This is a genomic window from Primorskyibacter sedentarius (genome assembly GCF_004342065.1).
Taxonomy (GTDB): Bacteria; Pseudomonadota; Alphaproteobacteria; order Rhodobacterales; family Rhodobacteraceae; genus Primorskyibacter; species Primorskyibacter sedentarius.
The window spans coordinates 1-22,092 of sequence record NZ_SLZU01000028.1 but is presented as its reverse complement, the minus strand read 5'-3'; the positions used below and the strand labels follow the sequence as shown (position 1 = coordinate 22,092).

Genomic DNA, 22,092 nt, shown 5'->3' with positions numbered 1-22,092 from the left:
AAATAATCTGATTGAGTATTGTCCAATGTACCAACAAAACAGCATTTTTTGGGACGAACTCCCGCCCCAAATGCAAGGCTTTGCAAGGAGAAGTGAATATGAGCGATGGATTGATTGTCGCGATCTGTGGGGATTCCGGGGCTGGAAAATCGACCACGACCGGCCTTTTGCGCGAAGAGGGGTTCGCCCCCTATTCTCTTTCCGCCTTTCTGCGGGACGAAGCTGAAGCTGCCATCGACACTCCCACCCGCGAGCAGGTGCAGTTGCACGGCAAGAACCAGCAACTCAAGCACGGCAACCACTATTATGCAGATGTCCTTATTCAGAAAACCGATCTGATGGAGCAGCGCAAGGCTGTCATAGACGGTTTGCGCAACCTCGATGAACTCAACCATCTACGCAAGACCGCGCAAGAAAAGGGCTTGAAGCTGGTTCTTCTCGCACTCGTGCTCGACACCGAGAGCCGCTTTCAGCGGGTTCGAGGGCGGGCTCGGGCTGGAGACCCGGCCGAGTTGGAGCGCTTTCGCAAGGATGACATGCGTTCGAACGGTGCCGACGGAAATTTCCAGAACAATGCAGAGCTGATCGCCTCGGCGGATGTGCGAATCGAGAACAATGGCGATCTCGACACGCTACGCAGCAACCTACGGGCCGCCTTGGAACAGGCTGGTGCGATGGACGAAAGGCAGGACAGCGTATGACCGTCGCGATGGCAGACACACTTGAAGCGCGGTGCCGCACCGCCTGTGAGATCGTCCGCGAGGCCGGGGCACTTGCCCTCGCTGCCTTTCGCGACCGCGACAGCCTGTCGGTGCAGACCAAGGGCACCCAGGACTGGGTGACCAACGTCGATCTGGAGGTCGAAGCGCTTATTCGGGAGAGATTGCGCCGCGTCTATCCAAGAGATGTGATCGTGGGTGAGGAAACCGCCCACGATCCTTCCAGCGGCAATACCGCCTGGGTTATCGACCCGGTCGACGGCACCACTTGTTTCATGTTGGGTCTGCCGCAATGGTGCGTCGTGCTGACCTATACGGTGGATGCAGAGCCAGTGGTCTCCGCCATCTTCGCGCCGGTCATGGACGAGCTGTACCATGCCACTAAGGACGGTGGTGCCTTTCTGAATGAGACGCCGATCCGCGTGGCCGATGCCACAACCATCGGCGCAGGGCTGATTTCAGTTGGTGCGAACGAACATGGCGAGCCGCACAAATCCGGGACTTTCATCGGCAATCTCGTGGCCGATGGCGGCATGTATATCCGCGTCGGCGCCTGTGCTTTGGGCCTGTGCTACGTAGCGGCGGGGCGGCTTCTAGCGGCTTATGAACCAAAGGTGTCGCCTTGGGACGATCTGGCCGGCATGCTGCTGGTGCGCGAGGCCGGAGGGAAGACCAACGCCTTTGCCCCGACCCTGGCTTCGGCCAACAAACGGCCGGTCCTTGCTGGAGCGCCGGGGATCTGGAACGCGGTGTCGCCCCTTTACTAGGCCGGAACCGTTTGCGCCGACTGTGAAATGCATAATATGGTCGTGGATCATGGAAGAAACTACTGACACAGCCTCAGAACGGAACGCCAATCGCGTCACGGCGCAGGATGTCGCGCGCGTGGCGGGCGTATCGCTGTCAGCTGTCTCGCGCGTGTTCACCCCCGGCGCCAGCGTTTCGGCCAAGATGCGCGTGCGAGTGATGGATGCCGCAGACAAGCTGGGCTATCAGCCCAACGTGCTGGCCCGCAGCCTGATGACCCAGAGGACCAACCTCGTCGGTGTGATCCTCGCCAACTTCAAGAACCCGGTCTATCTGACCGTACTCGACCATTTCACCCGGGCGTTACAGGCACGCGGATTTCGGACCCTGCTGCTGAATGTCTCTGACGGGCAGGACCTGGAAGAGATGGCCCGGCTTGTCCTGCAATACAGCGTTGACGGGCTTGTCGTCTCGGCGGGCGCAATCTCGCCGCATATCACCGAACAATGTTACAAGCGGCGCATCCCGCTGGTTGCCTTTGCCCGCCGCCCGCGGCGCGCCAATCTACATGTGGTCTGTGCCGACAGTGTCGCCGGGGGGAGGTTGGCTGGGGCACGGCTTCTGCAATCGAGGCACCGGCGTTTCGGCCTGCTGGCCGGTCCGGCCAACGCCTCGACTGCCATCGAACGGGGCAAGGGCTTTTACGCGGAAATCGAGGAAGCCGGGCACTCGGTCATCGCGATGACTCACGCCCGCGAATACTCCTACAGCGCCGGCGTCGACAGCGCGCGCGAATTGCTCGGCCGATCGGACAGGCCCGATGCGATCTTTTGCGCCAACGATTTGCTCGCCATGGCGCTGATGGATGTGGCCCGGTACGAATTCGGTCTGACCCTGCCAGACGAGTTGTCGATCATCGGTTTCGATGACGTTGATTTGGCAGCGGCGGCCTCTTACCAATTGTCGACGATCCGCCAGCCTCTGGAGGCCATGGTAAAAGAGACGGTGGATATTCTCAGCCACCGGATCAATACTTGGTCGGAGGGCTGGGAAACCCGGCAACTTGCTTGTGTCGCTGTCGACCGCTCATCCATCGCTCTCGCTCCTTCGGACTAGGCGCACGGACACCCCCACACTCGAAACAATAACGCGCGTGGCGCGTAACGGTGCCACACATGGAAACACTCGGATTATTTCTACTCGCGTCACTGGTCGTCGGAGCATCCAAGGGTGGGCTGGCCTCGGCCGGCGCGCTGGCGGTACCGATCCTTTCGATCTGGATGGATCCACTGATGGCGGCGGGGGTACTACTGCCGATCTTTATCGTCAGCGACGTGTTGGGCGTCTGGCTCTATCGCAAGGAGTTCTCGCGCAAGAACGTGCTGCTGCTGATTCCTGCCGGTCTGGCCGGTGTTATTCTGGCGACATTTTTGGCGCCTTATATTTCGTCGACCTATGCGGAACTGGCAACCGGTCTTATCGGGCTGTTCTATTGCGGGCATACCCTGCACAAGAAGCTGCGCGACCAGGATTTGGTGATGCCGTTCGATCCGATCAAAGGCGTTTTCTGGGGCGTAATCACAGGGATCACCAGCTTTATTTCCCATACTGGCGCGCCCCCATTCCAGAGTTTTGTTCAGCCGCAGAAACTGCCAAGCCTGCAATACGCCGGGACCAACACGCTGGTATTTGCAGCGATTAACCTGTTCAAGTTGCCCGCATATTCGGCCGTCGGCCTGTTTGCCAAAATTCACGTCCCGACGCTACTGGCGATGGCAATGGTTGCATCGGTGGGCGCGGTTCTGGGCCGACGGTTGGTGCAGTGGTTGCCCCAGCAGGTCTTTGCCTTGATAATCCAGCTCTTGTTGTTCGTCGTGTCTACCTACCTCGTCGTCAAGGCGCTTGGCCATCTGATCGGTTAGGGGGCAACGATCCAGGAACTGAGTGCGGAGAAAACCGGGATTCCTTGCAGCCAACTGCTCACACACGCCGTCTATCGTTTTGGCACCCGCGCAACCCGGATGAGACATAAAATATGGCAGAATGACGGTCTCATCGAAATGGCAGTGACGTTCAATAAGGTGGCACTTCGTATCGGCATTTCCCGCTCGGCAGTGTCCCGCACAGTTACCGAGGATTCCCGAGCGCCGAGCGCAAAGATGTCGTGCTACTCGGACCGCAGCATATCAAAGAGGGCTGGCTACTGCTGACACAACAGAAGAACAGCAGCCGCAAACCGGTAACGTTCTCAAGCCCTGTTCTGCCTGAACTGCGTACAGTGCTGGACGCGACGCCAACGGGCAACCTTGCATTCCTTGTTACAGCGTTTGGTAAACCGTCACTTCCAATGGTTTTGACAACTGGTTTCGCAAACAGTGCGATGCGGTTGGTCTAATACACTGTTCCGCTCATGGCCTTCGCAAGGCCGGTGCCGCCGTCGCTGCCGAGAACGGCGCGACCGAACGACATCTGATGGCGATCTTCGGCTGGAGCTCGACGAAAGTAGCCTCGCATTACACCCGTGCAGCACGCCAAAAAATGCTGGCCGGTGCAGGTATGGAACACCTCTCCAGAGACCAGAAGTATAACAAAATAAGGGCCCACTTTTCTTGACACCGGACAACGGTGGGACAAAACGCCAATGAAACCCATTGGTTTTGCTTGAATAAGCCGTTGTAGTTGTGCCCGGGGGCGGAATGCAACGCTGTCAACGAGTTCCAGCCCGTTAACGCCCTGCCCTTCGCCCAACACCGCAGGATCTTCAGGCGTATAGCCTACGGGGCCAAGCTTAATACGCTTGTAGCCAGCTTCGGCGCATTCTTTGAACAAGTACTGCCAGTTAGGGTGAGTTAATCGTTCACGTATTCCACGCCCCAGGAACAGGGCGCATTGCCTATTCTGATTGTCATGTCCCGTCTCCTCCGTATGTCAAAATTTGTTGATGTCGATCCAGGTCCCGGCGTCGGCCGAGGCCAGCGTAGCGGCGATCACCCGGTTGACCTCGTGCCCGTCGTGGAAAGTGGGCCAGAGCGGTTTGCCCGCTGCGATCGCTTCCAGAAAGTCCTTGGCCTCGATGATGATCTGATCCTGATAGCCGGTGCCGTGGCCCGGCCCCTGACAGAAGGGCGCATAGTCGGGATGCGCGGGGCCGGTCAGGATCTTGGTGAACCCGCGCGTCGCCTCGGGGCCTTCCATCCGGTAGAGCCAAAGCGCGTTCTGATCTTCCTGATCAAAGCGGATCGCACCTTTCGTGCCGGAGATTTCATAGGCATAGCCCATCTTCCGGCCCGTCGAGACGCGGCTGAAATACATTTGCCCCATGGCACCGTTTTCGAACCGGCACATCATCTGCGCGTGGTCGTCATTGGTGACCTCGCCACCGGGGCGGGTGTGATGCACCGTCTCATGCGTGCCGATCAGGCACGTGATCGGCCCCATCAGCGCCAGCGCACCGTTGATCATGTGCGGCGCCAGATCGCCCATCGTGCCATTCGCCATGCCGGTGGTGCGCCATGACGCGGGCGCCTGCGGATCGGCATAGAAATCCTCGGTATGTTCGCCGCGGAACCATGTGATATCCCCGATCTCGCCATCGGCGATCAGCTTGCGGGCGAACTGGCTGGCGGGGGTACGAATGTAGTTGAAACCCACCATGTTGACCACGCCCGCAGCTTGGGCCGCGGCCACCATCGCTGCACTGTCCTCAAGCGATGCGCCCAGCGGTTTTTCACAGAAGACAGGCTTGCCCAGTTTGAAGGCCGCCTCCGCAATTTCGCGATGGGTTTCCTGCGGCGTGGCGATCACCACGGCCTCGACCTGTGGGTCGTTCACCAACACCTGCCAATCATCGGTTGCCCGCGAAAAGCCATAGGCGGCGCGGTAGCGTTCGGCACTTTCAGGCGTGGTGGCGCAGACCATTTCCAGCCGCGGTTTCAACGCCGTGTCAAAGATGGCCCCTACCGAGGACATGGCCACCGCATGCGCTTTGCCCATGTAGCCCCCGCCCAGAATACCTATTCCGATTTCAGCCATTTCACCGCATCCCTTTTTTTCAATTTACTTTTTGCAACCGGTTGCAATATAGCTATCGTGCCTCCAGACATCTCGCAAGCGACCTTTCGTCAGCGATTAGGATTTCAGAGGTAGCGCTTTTCAGGTTTGGCCGCCCAGATTGCCCGCTTGCCCTTGTCTCTGCCGAAACCAGATCATAGGAGGCTCCGGTGCCGCGCTATAAAAGACCCCCGATCCGCGCCATGATCTGCCGACACGCCGCCTGGCCGAAAACCGGAAAGTCACCACGCCCGAAGGTCACAACGTCCACCTGTCCATCGGCTATGATCCCGATGAGCCTGACAGGCCACGCGAAGTCTTCTACTCGGCAGGGTTCAAATCCGGCTCCCAGCTCGAATTTCAAATCCAGGACGCCCGCGTCGTGATTTCCCTGTTGCTCCAACATGGCCTGCGTCCCAAAGACGTCGCCAAGTCCCTCTCACGCGTCGAGCAACCCGATGGCACAATGGCCTACGCCAGCATCGTCGGCCTGATCGCCGAAGAGCTGACGCGGTAAGTAGCGGGAAATGTGTGGCTAAGGGCGAAGTGCACACGCTGCACCGCAGTGGATGATCGCACGAGCGCGATGCGGGAACAGCCCAAAGCGGGAGTGATCAGCGCAACCGCAGCACCTCAAACTTTCCGAAAAGAGGGCGGGAACCGGACTGTCTCTGCAGTTGCGATACGACCGGGCGTTTACAGCTGAAGCTGACATTCAGATGACGCTGAGTTCATTTCTGTCATTGTTGCGAGACGACTCCGAGAACTTGTCTACCGAGATGTTGTATCGAAGCGATTGCCTGCTTCTTCGATATTGCTCTTTTCCCGAATTACTTTTTCCGTCGTGCCAGTTCCCGATAGAGCGCTGGTGGAGACACACCAATCTGGTCGGCAACCCTGATCCATGCACCTTTCTCAGGCTCTCCATGAACGTCCAGCCAGGCATCCAGCCGGTCAGAGACGCGACGCAGGCGCAGTATCTCGATGCGCGCGCGCTGCGCTTGTACCTCGCGGGCATGGGTTTCGATGAGGCTCAGGGCCGCGCCGGGTTGATCGTGCAAAGCTGACAAGAAATTCGCTCGGGGCATAATCGCGACCTGGGCAGGCGCGCGGATAACCGCATCACAATGATATTCTTGGGCGAACAGAGATGCTTCTGCCAGTGCATTGCCTGCCGTCGCGACATGTAGAGTCAACACAGTTCCATCTTCCAGCGGCCGTTCCAGCGCTACAGCGCCAGATTTAACAAGGTACATGAACGTGATGCTATCTCCCCGCCGAAACAGAACCATCCCTTGTTCAACGGCACGGAGCGGCGCGTCATCGAATATGTGCTGCCAGTCGTACATGATAGATATCATACTTCCTTTTAGCAGGATCAGGTAGAGTTCAGCCAAATTTGAATGGGGTTTCGACATGCGACTGAAGATCATCCTTGCCGGTACCGCTGTCGTCGCCGGTTCAGCCATAGCACTGGCGCAGACGATACACGCCGATCATGGCGGTGGAATGGATCACGCAGCCCACGGTCAGGATCGCCCGGCTGAGAGCGCGCTGCTGACGGAGCCGGGGCAAGGGGCCTTCGCGGCTCTCTCCGAGGTTGTCCGCGTGCTGGAAGCTGATCCAAACACCAACTGGTCAAGGGTCGATCTGGCAGGCCTGCGAGCGCATCTTGTCGACATGGATCGGTTGATCTCGGATACGGTCGTGACGGAGACGGAATTGCCGAATGGTCTTTCTGTGTCAGCCACGGGTGATGTTGAAACGACTGCCACGCTTCGGCGCATGGTTCCGGCTCACGCCGCGCAACTGGCAAAGGACGATCGCTGGAGAGTGGAAGCCCTGGAGATTGAAGGCGGGATGGAATTGCGCGTCACCAGTGAAGATCCCGCAGTGATTGCACGGATCAAGGGCTTTGGGTTCTTTGGATTGATGGCGAGCCAGGATCATCATCGCGAACATCACCTGATGATGGCGCGCGGGGAAGATGCGCACGCGCATTGAGGTCCGCGACGGGCTATGACTTTGCGGCAACTTGCAGAATCCATATACCCCGCATAGGTTTTGAGCATGAGGTTGTTCCAGCTCCTTCTTGTCGTCTTGATGACGCTGACCGCCTGCGCTTCTGCGGCGATGGACGCGGGCCATGCGGCCATCATGGAGCATAGCCACGCCGCGGTGATTGAAACGGCAGACGATCATCCAGTTTGCTGTTCTGAAAGCACCGAGGGCAGTCTGACCTGTCATCTCATTCCTGTCCTTCTTCCAGCGACTGACCTTCAATGGCCGACCCCTGCTGCCTGCGAGGAAGTCTTGTTTGGCCAAGGCCTTCTGCTGACCGGCATCGAGCTTTCCGGACCTCTCGAGCCGCCGCGCGCGGTGTGATGCTTTCCGCGTCCTTCGGGGCGCGGCCTTGGAAAATGAAATCACACCTGAATGGGCCTCGCCCGTGCGCCCACCCGTCGAAAGATATCCTCATGAAACCGTTCAAGACACTTTTCACCCTCGTTCCTGTCGCTGCCCTCGCGCTTGGTATCGCCACGCTTGGTGCTGCCGGTATGGCCCTGGCAGACAGCCATGGCACCGCGGTAGATCACGGCACCATGCATGTCACCAAGAGCCCGACCTGCGGCTGCTGCGGCGCTTGGGTCGCCCTGGCCCGCCAAGAGGGCTACGACATCGAGGTCACGGACACGCGTGATATCACCAGCGTGAAGCTGAAGAACAACATCCCCGGCACGATGTGGGCCTGCCATACCGCGATGATCGACGGCTATGTGGTCGAAGGCCATGTGCCGTTCGCAGCGCTGGCCAAGCTGCTCGCAGAACGCCCGGAGATTACCGGCATCTCGGTGCCCGGGATGCCAGACGGCTCGCCCGGTATGGGGAACGACCCGACCGCGCGATACGACGTGGTGGCTTTCGGCGGCGATGCCGGTGAAGGCGAGGTCTTCCATAAGGCCGGGCAATGAAGCGGGTCTTGGCACTCGGCCTCGGGGCAGCGGTTCTGGTTGGAGCAGTGGTCCTCGCCTTCGGGCGGGGAACGTCTGCCCCGGAAGGAGCCTTCCTCAAACCTTCGGACCCGCAGGTGGTGGCAACTGGGCAGGCAGTTTATGCTGACAACTGCGCCTCCTGCCACGGCGCGGAGCTTGAAGGTCAGCCCAACTGGCGGTCGCCCGGTGTTGACGGGCGGCTCCCGGCACCGCCCCACGATAAAACCGGACACACGTGGCATCACGGCGGCGATACGCTGTTCCGACTGACCAAATACGGAACCGGCGCTCTGATCGGCGATCCTGACTACGAATCCAACATGCCGATCTATGAGAACGTCCTCACGGATGACGAGATTATTGCCGTTCTCAGTTACATCAAATCGACCTGGCCGCGGGAGATCCGCGACAGGCATGACGAAATGGAGAACAGGCAATGAAGTGTATCACTCTGGCACTCGCGGCCACGCTGGTATCAGTGACGGCCGCGCTGGCGCACTCGAAGGCCGAAGACACGACTCCGGCCGATGGGACGACCGTGGAAACCGTTGCGGTCATCGAATTGCGATTTGATGACCCGATGCGTGTCACCGCGATTAAAGTCACCGGGCCGGACGGGGACCTGGACATCACCCGCGAAACCGGCCTCAATCCCGTGACGGCGTTTCGCGCATTACCTCCCGATGTTATCCCCGCCGGGGCCTACACAGTCGACTGGCGCGGGCTGTCAGCGGACGGCCACCCGATGCAGGGCACCTTCGGCTTCACGGTCGAGGACTGAGAGGTGGAGGGGCTGGCCCCGATAGACGCCTGGGCGCTTCTGGCAATCCTGGCAAAAGCCGCCGGATATGCGGCAGCGCTCGTCGCCATGGGCGGCCCGCTCTTTGTCGCGGCCTTTCGGTCCGGGCCCGACGACGTGTTGCGCCTCGCCCGGAGACTCTCCGTGGTCGCTGCTGCCATTGGCCTCGCGGTTCTCGCCCTGCGTTTCGGTGTTCGCTCCGCTCGCATCTCGGGGATGGGGCTGGCGGGTGCTGTCGATCCCATGATGCTGAGCCTCGTCTGGGACAGCCCGCTCGGCACGGCGGCGCTCTGGCGGGGGGTGGGCGAGCTGCTGATCGTTGCCGTTCTGATCGAGGGCACACTCGGGCTGGCGGTGAGCCTTCTGGGTGCGCTGGTGGTGGCGGGCTCATTCACCCTGATCGGTCATTCCCTGGGCGATCCGCGTTGGCTTCTTGCCGGGCTGGTAGGTGCGCATCTGCTGGCTGCGGCTTTCTGGGTCGGGGCGCTGGCTCCGTTGCATCGCGCGGCGGGCCGGACTGTCGGGGCAAACCTGTTGCACCGCTTCGGCACAATCGCCAGCTGGACGGTGCCTGTCCTCATTGTCGTCGGACTGACTTTCGCATGGCTGATGATCGGTTCGCCGGGCGGGCTGTTCGGGGCGGCCTACGGCTGGACGCTTATCGCCAAGCTCGTCTTAGTCACTGGCCTTCTTGGCCTTGCCGCAAGGAACAGGCTCCGTCTCGTGCCCGCATTGGCCTCTGGCGATCCTTCGGGCTCTGACAGACTGCGTCGCTCGATCCGTAAGGAAATTTTCGCCGTCACCCTTATTCTTCTTGTGACGGCTACGCTGACTTTGGTCACCACGCCTCCGGTGAACCTGTGATTGGAAACCCCCTCATGACATCACGCTCCCGAAGAACATTCCTGACCGGCGCTGCCGCTCTTGGTGGAACGGCGCTCGTTCCTCGCATTGCAATTGCGCAGTCGGCCATGCCGGTATTGCGGGCCGCACCCGCCATGGCGCAGCTTGCCCCGGCCGGATACCCGGCGACACCGGTCTGGTCCTATGCGACGGACGGGGCGGGCGTGATCCCCGGCCCGGAAATCCGCCTGCGCGCAGGTGAACGCGTCCGGCGTCAGTTGGTCAACGACCTGCCGCAACCGACTGCGGTTCACTGGCACGGCATCCGTATCCAAAATGCAATGGACGGGGCGGCGCCGCTGACCCAGGCCCCTGTACTGCCGGGTGGAAGTTTCGACTATGACTTTGTGGCGCGGGATCCCGGCACCTACTGGTATCACTCCCATAATCGCGGCTGGGAACAGGTCGCGCGCGGCTTGGCAGGCCCTTTGATTGTCGAGGACCGAGAGCCGTGGCTGGGTGAGCCGGGGGCCGCGAGCCGGGAACTGACGCTGGTTCTCGATGACTGGCTCCTCGACGCAAATGCGGAACTGATCGAGGACCGTTGGGATGATCTCCATGCGGCGGCCCATGGCGGACGCATTGGCAACACCGTTACTGTCAACGGTATGGCCTATCCCGATCTGGACGTTCGACCAGGCGAGCGGGTGCGGCTGCGCCTGATCAACACCGCGACGGCGCGGATCATGCCGCTGGCCCTGCCGGGCCTCTCGCCTCGTCTGATCGCATTGGACGGCCACCCGGTTATTCCACGCGAAGTCGAAATGATCATTCTGGGACCTGCACAGCGCGCGGATGTGGTCGTTGATATGCCGCTGGAACTTGAAGCGCAAACCGCCCTGCTGATCGATCCTGGCAACGGAGAGCGGGTAAGTATTGCGTCCTTCGCAGCAACGGGGCAACGGACCGAACCCTCTGAAGAGACTGTGTTGCCCCTGCCTGCCTGGGGCACGCTACCTGCTCCTGACCTGGCGACCTCGCAAAGAGAAACCCTGGTGATGGAGGGCGGCGCGATGCGGGGCATGAGCGAGGCCATCTATCGTGGCGAAACCATGGATTTCCGTGGACTGGCGTCGAATGGCATGGTCTGGGCCTTCAATGGCGTTGCGCACGGGATGGACGCGCCGATGTTCCGCGCCGAACGTGGCCGAACGGTGCATCTGGAAATGACCAATCGCTCTATGTTCCCGCATGCCATCCATCTTCACGGCCATCATTTCGAGGTTCTGGCACGCAGCGGGACACTGAACACGCCGGGTGATGTCAGGGATACCGTTCTGATCGGCGCGGACGAAACCCTGGAGATCGCCTTTGTCGCGGACAACCCTGGTAAGTGGATGCTGCATTGCCACATGCTCTCTCACCAGGCGTCCGGCATGATGGGCTGGTTCGAGGTGGGTTGACCTGCTGCGGTGCGGTTCCTTTCTTGGCGGGATAGGCATCGCGTCTTTCTACGCGGTATTCTCGACCCAATCGGGCGAGATGTTGGAAATCATCGTTCATACTGGCCTTGCGGTGGGTTTCGTGGCCTTGGCGATCATCGGTGGACGCATCTCGTCATACTTGGCCCGCTGTTTCTCGGGGTCGCCGCTTCCGATTGCGTCCCCGACACAGTGCTTGGCATGCTTTTCCAGAACGAGATCCTCGACGCCCAGCACGGCTGACCGGATCGCGGACGTCTGCGCCAAGATATCCATACAGTAGCGGTCACGCTCGACCGTCTTGGCAACACCGCGGACCTGCCCATCGGGCAGTAACAGGCGGTCCAAAGGCATTTCGGTGTTGGCCTTCGCGCGGCGTCGCTCCCTTTTCTGGAACCAACTTCCATTAAACCCGTTATTCGCCATATGGGTATATTGAGGAGACAGACAGTGGCTCGTCTTGGCGATCCGACAATGACTTCAAGCTCTGCGCATCACGATAGCGATGAAGGAAAAGGCAGCGGATACGGTCGTTTTTTTGCGATGATCGGCACCTCCACAGTCGTGATGTACGGTCTGATGTATCTCAATACCTACGCCCTCGATCACATCTTTTTCTCGCAGACGCGGATGTGGATGGCCCTCTACATGGGCGGTATGATGGCAATCATCATGCTCGCCTTCATGCTTGGAATGTATTCCAACCGAAAAACCAATGTCGCGATTTTTGCAGGCGCGGCCATCGCCTTTGCTGCCGGAATTTACTTCGTCCGGTCGCAGGAAACGGTAGGCGATGTGGCTTGGATGAAAGCGATGATCCCGCACCATTCCATCGCGATCATGACCAGCGAAAGGGCGAACATATCCGACCCGCGTGTGCGTGAACTGGCCGATGCGATCATTGAGGCGCAGCGCAGCGAGATCGGGGAAATGAAGCAATATATCTTGGAAATTGAAGCCAGCGGAGACGCAGCCCCAGGCACTCCCCGAAACAAACCCTGAGGCGAAGGGACCCCCGATGCCGAAAGACAATGCTGCCCAACACGACAGGTGCGGGACGTAAACAACGCCCGCACGTGTACTACCCAGGCATGAGAAAGTCGGCTTAGTCCCTCAATCTGTGAATTCACTATTCACCTGATTTCGCGATTGCAGCGAATGGCAGGTTCGACGCGCCGCACCTCAGCATTTCACCCCGTCGCGAATGGTAGGAAGCGCCGAGAGTGCTGGATCACCGCCAAATCCCTGTTGTCCCCTCTGTCCGCGAGGCTGGCCTTCCAATGAAGCTATTTTTTCTTCCGAGGCATTGATCCCGCTTAGCAGGCGTGACAGCCTCACCCGGCTGGGAGACCAATCCATGACGACAGAGAGTAAACACCTCAACGCCGCGATCTTTGCTGGATGCGTTATCGCCTTTCTGAGCTTTGGCTTTTCGGCGACATTCGGCATCTTCATGGCGCCAATGTCTGCCGATCTGGGCTGGGGTCGAGAGGTCTTCTCGCTCTCCGTCGCCGTGCAACTCCTCACCTGGGGCATTTCTCAACCGATCGCAGGGGCTGTAGCCGACCGCTATGGCACAGCACGAGTTCTGGCCGCGGGCGCCGTTCTGGCTGGGATAGGTTTTCTTCTCAGAGGCATCGTTACCGACCCGACGCTTTTCATTCTCACCGGCATCTTCACAGGAGCGGGCACAGGCGCCGCATCCTTTCCCATCGTGATCGGGGCACTCGGCAAGATCGTCTCGGCAGAGCGCCGGAGCTTCATCATGGGGCTTGGCACGGCTGCCGCGTCACTTGGCATGTTCGTCTCGGCGCCCGCCGCGACGGCGATGATCGGAGGGTTTGGCTGGCAACCGTCGATCCTGCTGATCGGCGCGAGCTTCGCGCTGATCCTGCCCTGTCTCGTCTTCATTGCCCGCGTGTCCAAACCGACAGCCTCAGGATCCTCTGCGAAAGACTTCGGCACCGCACTTTCGACGGCCTTCTCCGACCGAAGCTATCTTTGCCTCTTCTTCGGGTTCTTCGTCTGCGGCTTCCATGTCGCCTTCATCCAGACGCACCTGCCCGCCTATGTAATCGACCTCGGCCTCGCCGCGTGGATCGGCGGTTGGTCGCTGGCATTGATCGGGCTCTTCAACATCGTGGGCTCATTCTTCGCCGGTTGGGCCGGTCAGGCCCTCTCAAAAAGGTGGGTGTTGACCGGGATTTATACGGGTCGCGCGATTGTCATTGCAATCTTCATCCTGCTGCCAATTTCCGAAAGTTCTGTTCTCGTCTTTTCCGCTATTATGGGGCTCCTCTGGCTCGCCACTGTGCCGCTCACCATCGGGCTTGTCGCACAGACACAGGGGCTGAAGTTTCTATCAACGCTTGCGGGCCTGGTCTTCCTAAGCCATCAGACCGGAAGCTTCCTCGGCGCCTGGCTTGGCGGGCGCATCTACGACCTCAATCAGGACTACACGCCTATGTGGTGGGCGGCGGTCGTTCTTGGACTGCTGGCAGCACTCATCCACATCCCTATCCGCGAGGAACCCGGGCCACTCGCCCGCGCCGAAACAGACGCCCGCTGAAGTCACTTCACTGCAACAGCAACTTCTTTGCGACGCGCTGCCCTGCGCCCATTATTTTTCCGATATAAGGTCCAAAGAGGCCATGGCGCAAAGGTCACCAAAGTCCGCGTTGTGTGAGTTCGAACACCCTCATTTTTTGCACTTGCAGCGAACGGCCGGTTCGACGGGCCGCACCGCAGCATCAGGCAGCTCTGGTGGACGGCGGCTCCGGGCCGGTTCTTCACTTTTCCTTGCTTTCACCATTCTTTCGCGCGTCAAACTTTTCCCAAACATGCATGCGGCCTTTTTGTCGGGCGTCGGCAAGCCAAAGCTTCTTGCGGATGCCTGCAACCTCAAGATTGCTATATTTACCACCTGAGAACTTTGGCCAGTCGATAGCGAGTCCTAGCTTAACCAATTCTTCGGATAGATCACGACCATCGGGTAGGAAGCACTTTGCAACTGTGCGGCCATATTCGTCTTCATCAGTGATTTCGGCGCGTATATTTTGGCCCTTACACAGGCGCACCATGGCCCACTTGGCCTTCTTGCCGTAGGGGTGATCGAGTTCCGGGGCGTCTATACCGTAAAGACGCACTTGGGTCTTTTGGATCGTAATTGTATCACCATCTGTAACGTAAGCTGGCCCTTCTAGCACGCGCGGCAGCGTAACTGTGTGAGCGGTTGCTGCATCAAATGCCTCGCCCCTTGCCGACGCGCCAAATTGTGGCGTTTTGGGTGGGGCGGAAGGCGCGGTGATGCTGCGTCCTGCCTTGTAGGCAAGCGTTTCGCTAACCGGCTTCTTGTATGGTTTGGCTTTTGGCCGATAAGCGGGCCTAAACAGCGCTCTCAAAATAGATTTTAACATTTGAGAACAGTACTCGACAAAGCCTGTTGTATTCAATGCCGCGAGATGCGCGAATGACCACTTCTGAAACGCTGCGACGAAGCGCCGTGTCAATCGGCGAAAGTCTCCTTTGGGCCGTTCCCGTCCCGGAGGAAGACTATGGTTCGCAAATTTGCAGGGTCGGCTTCCTGCGCGTTCTCGCACGTCTGACCTCCGGGTGTGCGGGGTGAACGGAAAGGTTAATCTGGCCGCGCCTGAAAGGTGCGGCCAGATTACGTTTGATCAATGATCCATGGGATTAACGCTCGTTGAGCGTCACACAGATTTCCCCTGAAGGTCGTCGTCGTCGGGCTGTGTTTCTTGAACCGCATCGTCGTCGGGTTCTGCTTCTTGATCCACGTCGTCGCCCGGCTGGGTTTCTTGATCCACGTCGTCGTCGGCTTCTGTTTCGTGATTTTCCAAGTTCGGCAACGCAAACTGAAACTGGCCGGGTTGGACCTTTGGCTTCAGGGCGGCTCTGGTCTGGCTCACAGGGTGTGGCTCAACCTTCTCACCAGCCTGAATAACGTCCCTCAGATTCTCGACCTGTTTCTCCGCCGCCGCTGCCGCTTCCTTCAACAGCTGCACATACTTGTCCAGGTTTGCGCGCTGCTGGTCGGCGTCGGGGGCCTCTTCTTCGGCGGGTTTCTCAACCCTGTAAGCCGGTCGGCCAGCTTCCAGATCATCGAGGCGGTCAGCGGTTGCATCCCGCTCGGGGTAAGGTCCGGACTGGTCCATGTAGAGCTTGTTGAGATACGGGTCGTCGTAATAGACGATGGCCCTGGATTTCACCGGCATGTCACCGTCGATGACAAGCACAACATCATCCTTGCTCATCCGCCGCGCTTCGTCCTGGGTCAGCAAGGGGACTTCTTCGGTCCGCTCGGTCATGGTCGTGCGCTGGAAAAAGCCCACCTGCCGGGATTTCTGCACCCGTCGCTTCGTTGTCATCCCGCACGCGTCTGACAGGTTCTCGATGGTCAGTTCCTCCGAGGGCGTCATGTACGACTTGATCCCTGCCCCGCCCTCAAGGCTGAGCCGTTCGTTGCGGCCATAGATTTCATCGAGCTTCGGAATGGTCTGCGTGATGATCGCCAGCCGCCCGCCATAAGAGCGCAGCGTGGTGATCGAGTCGGCCACGATCGGCATTTTCCCGAGCTTGTGAAACTCGTCCATGATGATCATGACCGGCCATGGCTCTGTCTCCGGGTCGGGTTCATGATGCTCCAGCGTGGCAATCAGATCCGAGAAGAACAGGCGGATGAGGCCCGCCAGGGGTTCTATGTCCTGGGCTCTGATCGTCAGGTAGATGGAATGCGGCTCCTTGCGCAGCGCGTCGAAGTCGAAATCGCTGGTGTTTGTCATCCGGTCGAAATGCGCGTTCTTCCACGGATCGAGGCCGGAATTGTTGAGCAAGGAGATGAAACTGGACAGGGTCTTTTCGTTCATCTTGCTCAGCGACGTCCAGATGAGCTGCACCGCCTTGTGTTTGGCTTCAAGCGCGTAGAGCGCATATTGCGGACCAAACTCATTCCCGCCGCCATTCACGATCCGGTAGATCTCTCCCATCGTGGGCGTGCCACGCTGAAAGGCCAGCATTCCGGCCGCGATGAAGGCGGTGATCCCGCCGCGCAGCAGGCTTTGGTTGGCGGGGTTTTCGGTTTGCAGAAACAGGTTCGCCATCTTGTCCAGCTCGAACATCCGCTGGTCTTCGTTGGGCATCTCGTAAATCCGCAAGAGCGGGTTGTAGCGATGCGACCTGACCTTGAAGTTCGTCGGCGCAAAGCGGAACACCTTGTCGCCCATTGCCACGCGGCGCCGCGCGGTCTTCTCGAAATTCTCGCCCTTCACATCGAGCGTCACCGTCGAGCCTTTGAAGGTCAGAAGATTGGGGATCACGAACCCCCTGCCCTTCCCCCGGCCGGTGGGGGCGACGATCATGCAATGCGGATACTGCTTCGAACAGATGAAGGGCGCGTTCGAGGTCTTGCCTGCGGTCTTCGCCAGAAGGAACCCGCTCCCCGGCTTCTCCAGCATCTTGCTCCGCCGCAGCTCGGCCTTGCTCTGCCAATGCGTGACGCCGAAGGTTGACAGAGACTCGCTCACCACTGCCAGCGCAAGCCCCAGCCCCGCGATGACCCCGCCGCCCAGAATGACGAAAGACATATCGGCCGCGGCCGGGAAGTTGGCGCGCAGCCACCAGAAGTGCTGAACGAAGAAGAGATGGTCGACGCCCCGGTCGAACACCCAGGCCAGATAGACACCCACCATGAGGTAGGCCAGCGACAGGCCCACAAGAGAAAAGAGAAGGTATCCCATAAACAGCCGTTTCATGACACCTTCCTCCTATTCGTGGACGTAGTCGTCTTCTTCACGTCCCCGGAACCGGTCCTCGACAACCCGCACGCGCGCCTCATGCAGCACCCGTTCATTGATCGGGTTTCCGCGCCGGATCTCATCATCAAGGACTTCCAGGGCCAGGTAGTTCTGCTCGGTCGGATCGTCCGTCACCTCTGCCAATGCCTCGATGCGTCCCGCCTTGATCTCTTCGATCTGCAAGTCGCTCAGCTGACCCCGAACGCAAGCCGCGAGGGCGGCGCGTTCCTCGACCGATCCGATCTCCATGCCGCGGCTGCGGCGCAGCAAGGCATCTTCCAGCTGCTGAAGTCGTCTTACGGCCGCACGGTCGGCAGGGGCCTCCTGCTTGAGTTCAAGATCTGTTTCCTCCAGCGTTTCTTCGCGATCTGCGACGATGTAGCGCCGCTGATCTTCGCGAACATAGCTGCCAGGCGGGATCACACTGTCTGTGGAAACGTCCCAGGCGCGGGACGCAAGCTCTGCATGAAACGACGATCTGGCCGCGTAAGCCTCAAAGGCAGAGCTGGCCTGTGCGACCTGCTCCCGCCCATAATCGCGGATAACGGGATCATCCGAAGACCCGTAGTTGAAGTCGGTTTCGGCAAACCGCCGCTCCAGCACTTCAAAGTCGCGGCGTTCCTCGGGGGCAAGCTCAGCAAGCGCGGGATAGGTGTCGATCCGCCGGGTAACGGCGTCTTCAATCTCGAAACTGCGTTCGGAAATATACGCCTTGGAGTGACCTTGCGCCCTCAGGCGGGCCACCTCGGCTGTAATCCCGTCCAAAATCGCTTCCGAGCGCGCCTTCTCTACAATGTCTGCGGAATTCCATTCCTCACGGGTTTGGGCGGCGATCCCTTCGATGCCCGCCTGCGCGCGCAAAGCGTCCGCCTCCGCACGTGCATCCGTCTCTACGCGGAACCGATCATTTACCTCTTCGAGAACTGCGTCCTCGGGCGTCTCATGCAAGACATTGGCCTCTTCCAGAGCCTGTCGAAGCACGTGATATTTCTCCGAGAGAGTGGCAACCGCCTGTTCCCGCTGGGCGTCGTCATAGAGATCGAGATTGCGCGCCGCCGCAAATTTTTGAACGTCACTGCTGGTCCACGCCCTTTCCAGATACTCGCGCTCGGCACCGACCTCGATCCGCGCCAGAACCTCGTCTGGGTTGATCCCGGTCCCGTCCAGGATCTCACCCACCTGCTGACGCAGCTGCGGTGTAGACAATCCTTCGGCATCCTTGAGCAGACCCGCATGGTAGGGGCTGACCTCACCGGGGGCCACGCGCAGCAATTGCGAGGCAGCACTGCCCGGGTTGACGACAGACAGCTCTGCCATGATCTCGATCACCCTTTGCTGATACCCCGGCCTCAGAGCCGGATCAGCCTCGTTGATCTCTACCTGCAAGTCATTGAGCGTTTCATCGAGGGCGTGCAACCTTGCATCCAGCACCTCGGCTTCGGACAGAACAATATTCGTGTCTTCAGCGGCCATGGCCTTTCCTCCGAGAATGGTTTCACCGTTTCGGAGCAATGTCTCGGCGCGCTGCAACGCCCGGGAAATCGTCGGCAGGTGATCTTGTGCAGCAAGGACCGACAGTGCTCCGACGATATCGGCCCGCTCTTCAATCTGTCCCAAGGCAAATGCGAGATCCGGACCCGTCCGGACCCGCTCCCGAGGCTCCCGCCCCTCTACCTTGGCGTCGTAAATCTCTCTGGTCGTTGGCGCGCGGTGCACCAGACCTTTGTCAAACCGGCTCTCGGAGGCCATGTGGACGCCAAGCGCCTCGCCATGCGCAACCATCGCCTCGCGAAACCCCTGATAGGACATGTCCGTGCCCTGGCGGAGTGTCAGCAACCGGTTGTCGCTGCCCCGCCTGTTGACGATCACATGAACATGCGGATGGTCGCGGTCCGTGTGCAGCCCCGCGACGTAATCATATCTGACCTTGCCGGACTGAAACTTCTCTTCGCAGACCGCCTTGGAAATCGCGGCGACGTCATAGGGGCTGGTGCCGATCGGGTAGCTCAGCAACAGGTGGCTGGTATAGCCGGTAGAGGCCGTGCCCCACCAATCCACCGACCACTGCCGCGTCACCCGGTTCATGTCGGTGTCGGAGAGCGTGTCCTGACCCTCATACCGGCCTTGGGAATCCAGCACCCGCTCGGCCTTGGAAAACACGTAGTCCAGCTGGCCCTTGAGCCCTTTGCGGTCGACGCAACCGCCTTTCTTGATCAGCTTGAACACGGCGGACGGCCGCCCCGTGGTGGCCCGCACCAGGTTGCGCGACCTCGATCCAGCCCCGCGCCCATTCCGGTTGTTGTAACGATACGATCCGCGCGCAGGCCGGTCGACCAGCCGCCCCATAATGGCATCTACGGGCGAGATCTCATAGCGCATCGCAGCCCTCCGCAATCATCCGGCTCAGCACGTCTGACCGCTTCTGGCTGCGGCCCAACAAGGCGACAAGCGCCCGGCGCACCTCGATCACCTCGTCATGCAGCGCGTAGATCTGCGCCAGTTCCTTGGCCGAAGGCTCAGCACGCCCCAGCCTCTTCATCGACGCGCTCATGTTGCGGGCAACCTGGTTAAGATTGCCCCCTGCCCGGTCAAACGATGCCTTCACCGCCGACAGCTCGGTCGAAACACCCTCATCAAGTTCTGGAAAAGACAGAGCCGCACGGATCACCGCACGCAGAAACTCCGACCGATTGCGAAACTTCAGACGCCGCGCCGCCTCCTCCATCTCCAGAAGCTCCTTCTCCGAGATGCGCACACTCACCGAAGGCCCTGCCCGGCTCTCATCGGTCAACGCGATCCGCCGCCGCTCCAACCGGCTGACGGTCGAGCGATGGACGCCAAAATCGCGGGCAATGTCGGCCTGGCTGGCACCTTGCCGCAGCAGCCGGAAAATCTGGTCTCTTTGTTGAGCTTTCAGCTTCTTCATCGGTGCGTCACCGGCCTGGCACATGTTGTTGCGTATGCAATGCACATATCCTGCAATTGAAAGAATACGCCGTTGAGCGCCGCAAATCAACCTTGGGTTGACTCGGCGCGAGAGTATTCTTTCTCGGTCGGAAACCGACCGAACGACCGCCAAAGCGGTCGCCCAAACAAAGACAGTCGCGGCCAAAGGCCGCGCCAATTTGCTTGGGAAGGGTTGAAGGAGGTGGTGCGTTGGATGGAGAGGTTGGGTGGCGGGAAGACGGCTGGGGCAGCTGCCGCAGCGCAGAGCAAATGGTCAGCGCGCGACTGCTGCAGAGGTCGGTGGATCACAACTGGCATGGTCGCTGCTGCATGGCATCACAGGTCATTGCCTGGCAGGTCACCAATCACTAGCTGCTAAACCACTCGTCAACAGATCACTGGTCACAAGCTGACGTCGCCGCGAGAGACAGACCCAAACTCCGGAACGAGCGACGAGATCACCCCCGGACACCCTCTGTCGGGCAGCCTCAGGCCTGACCCGCCCCGCCCTCCTCCTGCGTCTCAAACCTCTTGATCTCGAGCGCCATCTTGAATTTGTTCCCTTTATGTTCTATTTTGTTGGGTGACCCAGAAAGGGAGTTACCGGATGGAAAACACCAGCTATGTCCTGCCCGCCACGCCAAAGCAGATCGCCTATGCGCGCGCGCTCGCATCGCGCAACCGGACCCATCTGCCGTGGGACGCCCAACAGGATCGCCGGTCCCTCAGTGCCTGGATCGAGGCCCAGGCAAAACTGAAACCTGTCACGCAAGACAGCCGCCCGACCTCAAAGCAGGTCGCCTTTGCCGAAAAGCTTGCCCGGATCAAGCGTCGGGCAGTCCCGGACGAGTGCTTCCGCGACAAGGGTCTGATGTCGAAGTGGATCGACGGGAACAAGTGACAGGAAAATGTTCGTCGCCGATCAGCTCCAGCGTAGGGCAAACCGGGTTACTGGGAAACTTAAGCTTCCCCTGGGTCAGCTGAAAAACGATGCACATTCGCCCAAATCTATGCTGCACCGCAGCGAAACTTGGCTGCCGCCATTGTGCAGTCGCAGCAAGATCCCTATCTTCAACTACAGAGATTGGTTCTTCCTCCTCCCTGAGCCAATCCAAAGTATCAGGCGGCATCCACCTCCTCCCGGATGCCGCCTTTTTTCTGCTCAATGCAGGAATGCTGTAGTTATCCACAATTCAGAAAACTTGAGCCAACGCCGGTCTTAGCAGAGAATAGCATCGTCATTTTTTTTCGTGAGGCGGACACTGCGAGCGACCGATCCTCAATTGCCAGCGTAGCAATGCCGACGTCATCCAGATGGGCTATGTAATGCAAATGCCAGGAGGCGCGCTGCCGGTTCACCGATTGGGCGCGCACCGAATTTGAGCATCACGCTTAGAGAAACGTATCCCGGGCAAGTATTGTCGGAGGTGCTTGACCGCTTGTAGTGGCGGCATCGGCTCGACAAGCGTTGCCTGTGGGGGTTGCGAATGGCACCATGCTGTCGACCGACACTCACTTGGGAAAGGTCAGCTCATGCGCATCTATCTTTCGTCAACCTTCCGCGATCTGCAACCCTACCGCCGTTCCGCCGAGGTCGCCCTGCGTCGCCTAGGCTGCCTCGTCCTGCAGATGGAATATTACGGCGCCGAGAGCCGCACACCACTTGCCAGAGTGCGAGAGGACATCCGCAACTGCGACGCCTTT

At 59.7% G+C, this 22,092-nt stretch carries 24 protein-coding genes; 17 read left to right on the top strand and 7 right to left on the bottom strand.

The window, feature by feature from the left end:
• Positions 1 to 98 precede the first annotated feature (98 nt).
• The 5 genes from EDD52_RS21095 (at position 99) to EDD52_RS24145 (ending at position 4,079) form a co-directional block, all read left to right on the top strand.
• Complete coding sequence (locus EDD52_RS21095; protein WP_132248605.1) at positions 99 to 701, top strand: AAA family ATPase; 603 nt, start codon at positions 99 to 101, stop codon at positions 699 to 701.
• Positions 702 to 709: 8 nt separating this feature from the next.
• Positions 710 to 1,486, top strand: a complete 777-nt coding sequence (locus EDD52_RS21090; protein WP_165907621.1) for an inositol monophosphatase family protein — start codon at positions 710 to 712, stop codon at positions 1,484 to 1,486.
• Between the two features lie 49 nt (positions 1,487 to 1,535).
• Positions 1,536 to 2,582 (top strand): LacI family DNA-binding transcriptional regulator, encoded by a 1,047-nt coding sequence (locus EDD52_RS21085; protein ID WP_165907620.1) that lies wholly within the window; start codon positions 1,536 to 1,538, stop codon positions 2,580 to 2,582.
• Positions 2,583 to 2,641: 59 nt separating this feature from the next.
• Positions 2,642 to 3,388: a sulfite exporter TauE/SafE family protein gene (locus EDD52_RS21080; protein ID WP_132248602.1), complete on the top strand. Its 747-nt coding sequence runs from the start codon at positions 2,642 to 2,644 to the stop codon at positions 3,386 to 3,388.
• Between the two features lie 472 nt (positions 3,389 to 3,860).
• Positions 3,861 to 4,079: a site-specific integrase gene (locus tag EDD52_RS24145; protein ID WP_243652051.1), complete on the top strand. Its 219-nt coding sequence runs from the start codon at positions 3,861 to 3,863 to the stop codon at positions 4,077 to 4,079.
• A 315-nt stretch (positions 4,080 to 4,394) separates the two neighbouring features.
• Here EDD52_RS24145 and EDD52_RS21070 read toward each other — a convergent pair whose 3' ends face one another.
• Positions 4,395 to 5,498 (bottom strand): Gfo/Idh/MocA family protein, encoded by a 1,104-nt coding sequence (locus EDD52_RS21070; RefSeq protein ID WP_132248601.1) that lies wholly within the window; start codon positions 5,496 to 5,498, stop codon positions 4,395 to 4,397.
• A 226-nt stretch (positions 5,499 to 5,724) separates the two neighbouring features.
• Here EDD52_RS21070 and EDD52_RS24475 point away from each other — a divergent pair, with 226 nt between their 5' ends.
• Positions 5,725 to 6,033: a TSCPD domain-containing protein gene (locus EDD52_RS24475; RefSeq protein WP_481374238.1), complete on the top strand. Its 309-nt coding sequence runs from the start codon at positions 5,725 to 5,727 to the stop codon at positions 6,031 to 6,033.
• 313 nt (positions 6,034 to 6,346) lie between these two features.
• Here the strand turns inward: EDD52_RS24475 and EDD52_RS21065 are convergent, their stop codons facing one another.
• Complete coding sequence (locus tag EDD52_RS21065; RefSeq protein WP_165907619.1) at positions 6,347 to 6,934, bottom strand: Crp/Fnr family transcriptional regulator; 588 nt, start codon at positions 6,932 to 6,934, stop codon at positions 6,347 to 6,349.
• Here EDD52_RS21065 and EDD52_RS21060 point away from each other — a divergent pair.
• The 7 genes from EDD52_RS21060 to EDD52_RS21030 all read left to right on the top strand — a co-directional run bounded on the left by EDD52_RS21060 (position 6,933) and on the right by EDD52_RS21030 (position 11,614).
• Entirely contained in the window at positions 6,933 to 7,520 is a 588-nt protein-coding gene (locus EDD52_RS21060) for a hypothetical protein (protein ID WP_165907618.1), read from the top strand. The genes EDD52_RS21065 and EDD52_RS21060 overlap by 2 nt on opposite strands.
• Positions 7,521 to 7,619: 99 nt before the next feature.
• A complete protein-coding gene (locus tag EDD52_RS21055) occupies positions 7,620 to 7,901 on the top strand; it encodes a hypothetical protein (RefSeq protein ID WP_207906072.1) in 282 nt (93 codons plus the stop codon).
• Positions 7,902 to 7,993: 92 nt separating this feature from the next.
• Entirely contained in the window at positions 7,994 to 8,488 is a 495-nt protein-coding gene (locus EDD52_RS21050) for a DUF411 domain-containing protein (RefSeq protein WP_132248597.1), read from the top strand.
• Positions 8,485 to 8,949 carry a c-type cytochrome gene (locus EDD52_RS21045; RefSeq protein ID WP_132248596.1) on the top strand — a complete coding sequence of 155 codons (465 nt, stop codon included), beginning with the start codon at positions 8,485 to 8,487 and terminating at the stop codon, positions 8,947 to 8,949. The genes EDD52_RS21050 and EDD52_RS21045 overlap by 4 nt, the downstream gene beginning before the upstream one ends.
• Positions 8,946 to 9,290, top strand: a complete 345-nt coding sequence (locus EDD52_RS21040) for a copper resistance CopC family protein (RefSeq protein ID WP_132248595.1) — start codon at positions 8,946 to 8,948, stop codon at positions 9,288 to 9,290. Before EDD52_RS21045 ends, EDD52_RS21040 begins: the two co-directional genes overlap by 4 nt.
• A 3-nt stretch (positions 9,291 to 9,293) precedes the next feature.
• A complete protein-coding gene (locus tag EDD52_RS21035) occupies positions 9,294 to 10,172 on the top strand; it encodes a copper resistance D family protein (RefSeq protein WP_132248594.1) in 879 nt (292 codons plus the stop codon).
• Between the two features lie 14 nt (positions 10,173 to 10,186).
• On the top strand, positions 10,187 to 11,614 hold the full coding sequence (locus EDD52_RS21030; RefSeq protein ID WP_132248593.1) for a multicopper oxidase family protein: 1,428 nt from the start codon (positions 10,187 to 10,189) through the stop codon (positions 11,612 to 11,614).
• 96 nt (positions 11,615 to 11,710) lie between these two features.
• Here the strand turns inward: EDD52_RS21030 and EDD52_RS21025 are convergent, their stop codons facing one another.
• Positions 11,711 to 11,986 carry a metal-sensitive transcriptional regulator gene (locus tag EDD52_RS21025; RefSeq protein ID WP_132248592.1) on the bottom strand — a complete coding sequence of 92 codons (276 nt, stop codon included), beginning with the start codon at positions 11,984 to 11,986 and terminating at the stop codon, positions 11,711 to 11,713.
• Between the two features lie 96 nt (positions 11,987 to 12,082).
• On the opposite strand from EDD52_RS21025, the gene EDD52_RS21020 reads away from it, so the two are divergent.
• Together EDD52_RS21020 and EDD52_RS21015 are read left to right on the top strand one after the other, a co-directional pair.
• Complete coding sequence (locus EDD52_RS21020) at positions 12,083 to 12,634, top strand: DUF305 domain-containing protein (protein ID WP_243652048.1); 552 nt, start codon at positions 12,083 to 12,085, stop codon at positions 12,632 to 12,634.
• A gap of 355 nt (positions 12,635 to 12,989) precedes the next feature.
• Positions 12,990 to 14,201 carry an MFS transporter gene (locus EDD52_RS21015; RefSeq protein ID WP_132248591.1) on the top strand — a complete coding sequence of 404 codons (1,212 nt, stop codon included), beginning with the start codon at positions 12,990 to 12,992 and terminating at the stop codon, positions 14,199 to 14,201.
• A gap of 220 nt (positions 14,202 to 14,421) precedes the next feature.
• On the opposite strand, the gene EDD52_RS24135 is transcribed toward EDD52_RS21015, so the two are convergent.
• The 4 genes from EDD52_RS24135 to EDD52_RS20995 all read right to left on the bottom strand — a co-directional run bounded on the left by EDD52_RS24135 (position 14,422) and on the right by EDD52_RS20995 (position 20,368).
• Positions 14,422 to 15,141 carry a thermonuclease family protein gene (locus tag EDD52_RS24135; protein WP_243652047.1) on the bottom strand — a complete coding sequence of 240 codons (720 nt, stop codon included), beginning with the start codon at positions 15,139 to 15,141 and terminating at the stop codon, positions 14,422 to 14,424.
• 201 nt (positions 15,142 to 15,342) lie between these two features.
• Positions 15,343 to 17,400, bottom strand: coding sequence for a type IV secretory system conjugative DNA transfer family protein (locus tag EDD52_RS21005; RefSeq protein ID WP_132248590.1), 2,058 nt, complete (start codon positions 17,398 to 17,400; stop codon positions 15,343 to 15,345).
• A 12-nt stretch (positions 17,401 to 17,412) separates the two neighbouring features.
• Positions 17,413 to 19,821: a relaxase/mobilization nuclease domain-containing protein gene (locus EDD52_RS21000; RefSeq protein ID WP_132248589.1), complete on the bottom strand. Its 2,409-nt coding sequence runs from the start codon at positions 19,819 to 19,821 to the stop codon at positions 17,413 to 17,415.
• Positions 19,811 to 20,368, bottom strand: a complete 558-nt coding sequence (locus EDD52_RS20995; protein ID WP_165907617.1) for a helix-turn-helix domain-containing protein — start codon at positions 20,366 to 20,368, stop codon at positions 19,811 to 19,813. The genes EDD52_RS21000 and EDD52_RS20995 overlap by 11 nt, the downstream gene beginning before the upstream one ends.
• Positions 20,369 to 20,995: 627 nt before the next feature.
• On the opposite strand from EDD52_RS20995, the gene EDD52_RS20990 reads away from it, so the two are divergent.
• On the top strand, positions 20,996 to 21,289 hold the full coding sequence (locus EDD52_RS20990) for a hypothetical protein (RefSeq protein ID WP_132248587.1): 294 nt from the start codon (positions 20,996 to 20,998) through the stop codon (positions 21,287 to 21,289).
• 632 nt (positions 21,290 to 21,921) lie between these two features.
• A partial coding sequence (locus EDD52_RS24420) for a DUF4062 domain-containing protein (RefSeq protein ID WP_132248586.1) occupies positions 21,922 to 22,092 on the top strand: 171 nt, incomplete at its 3' end.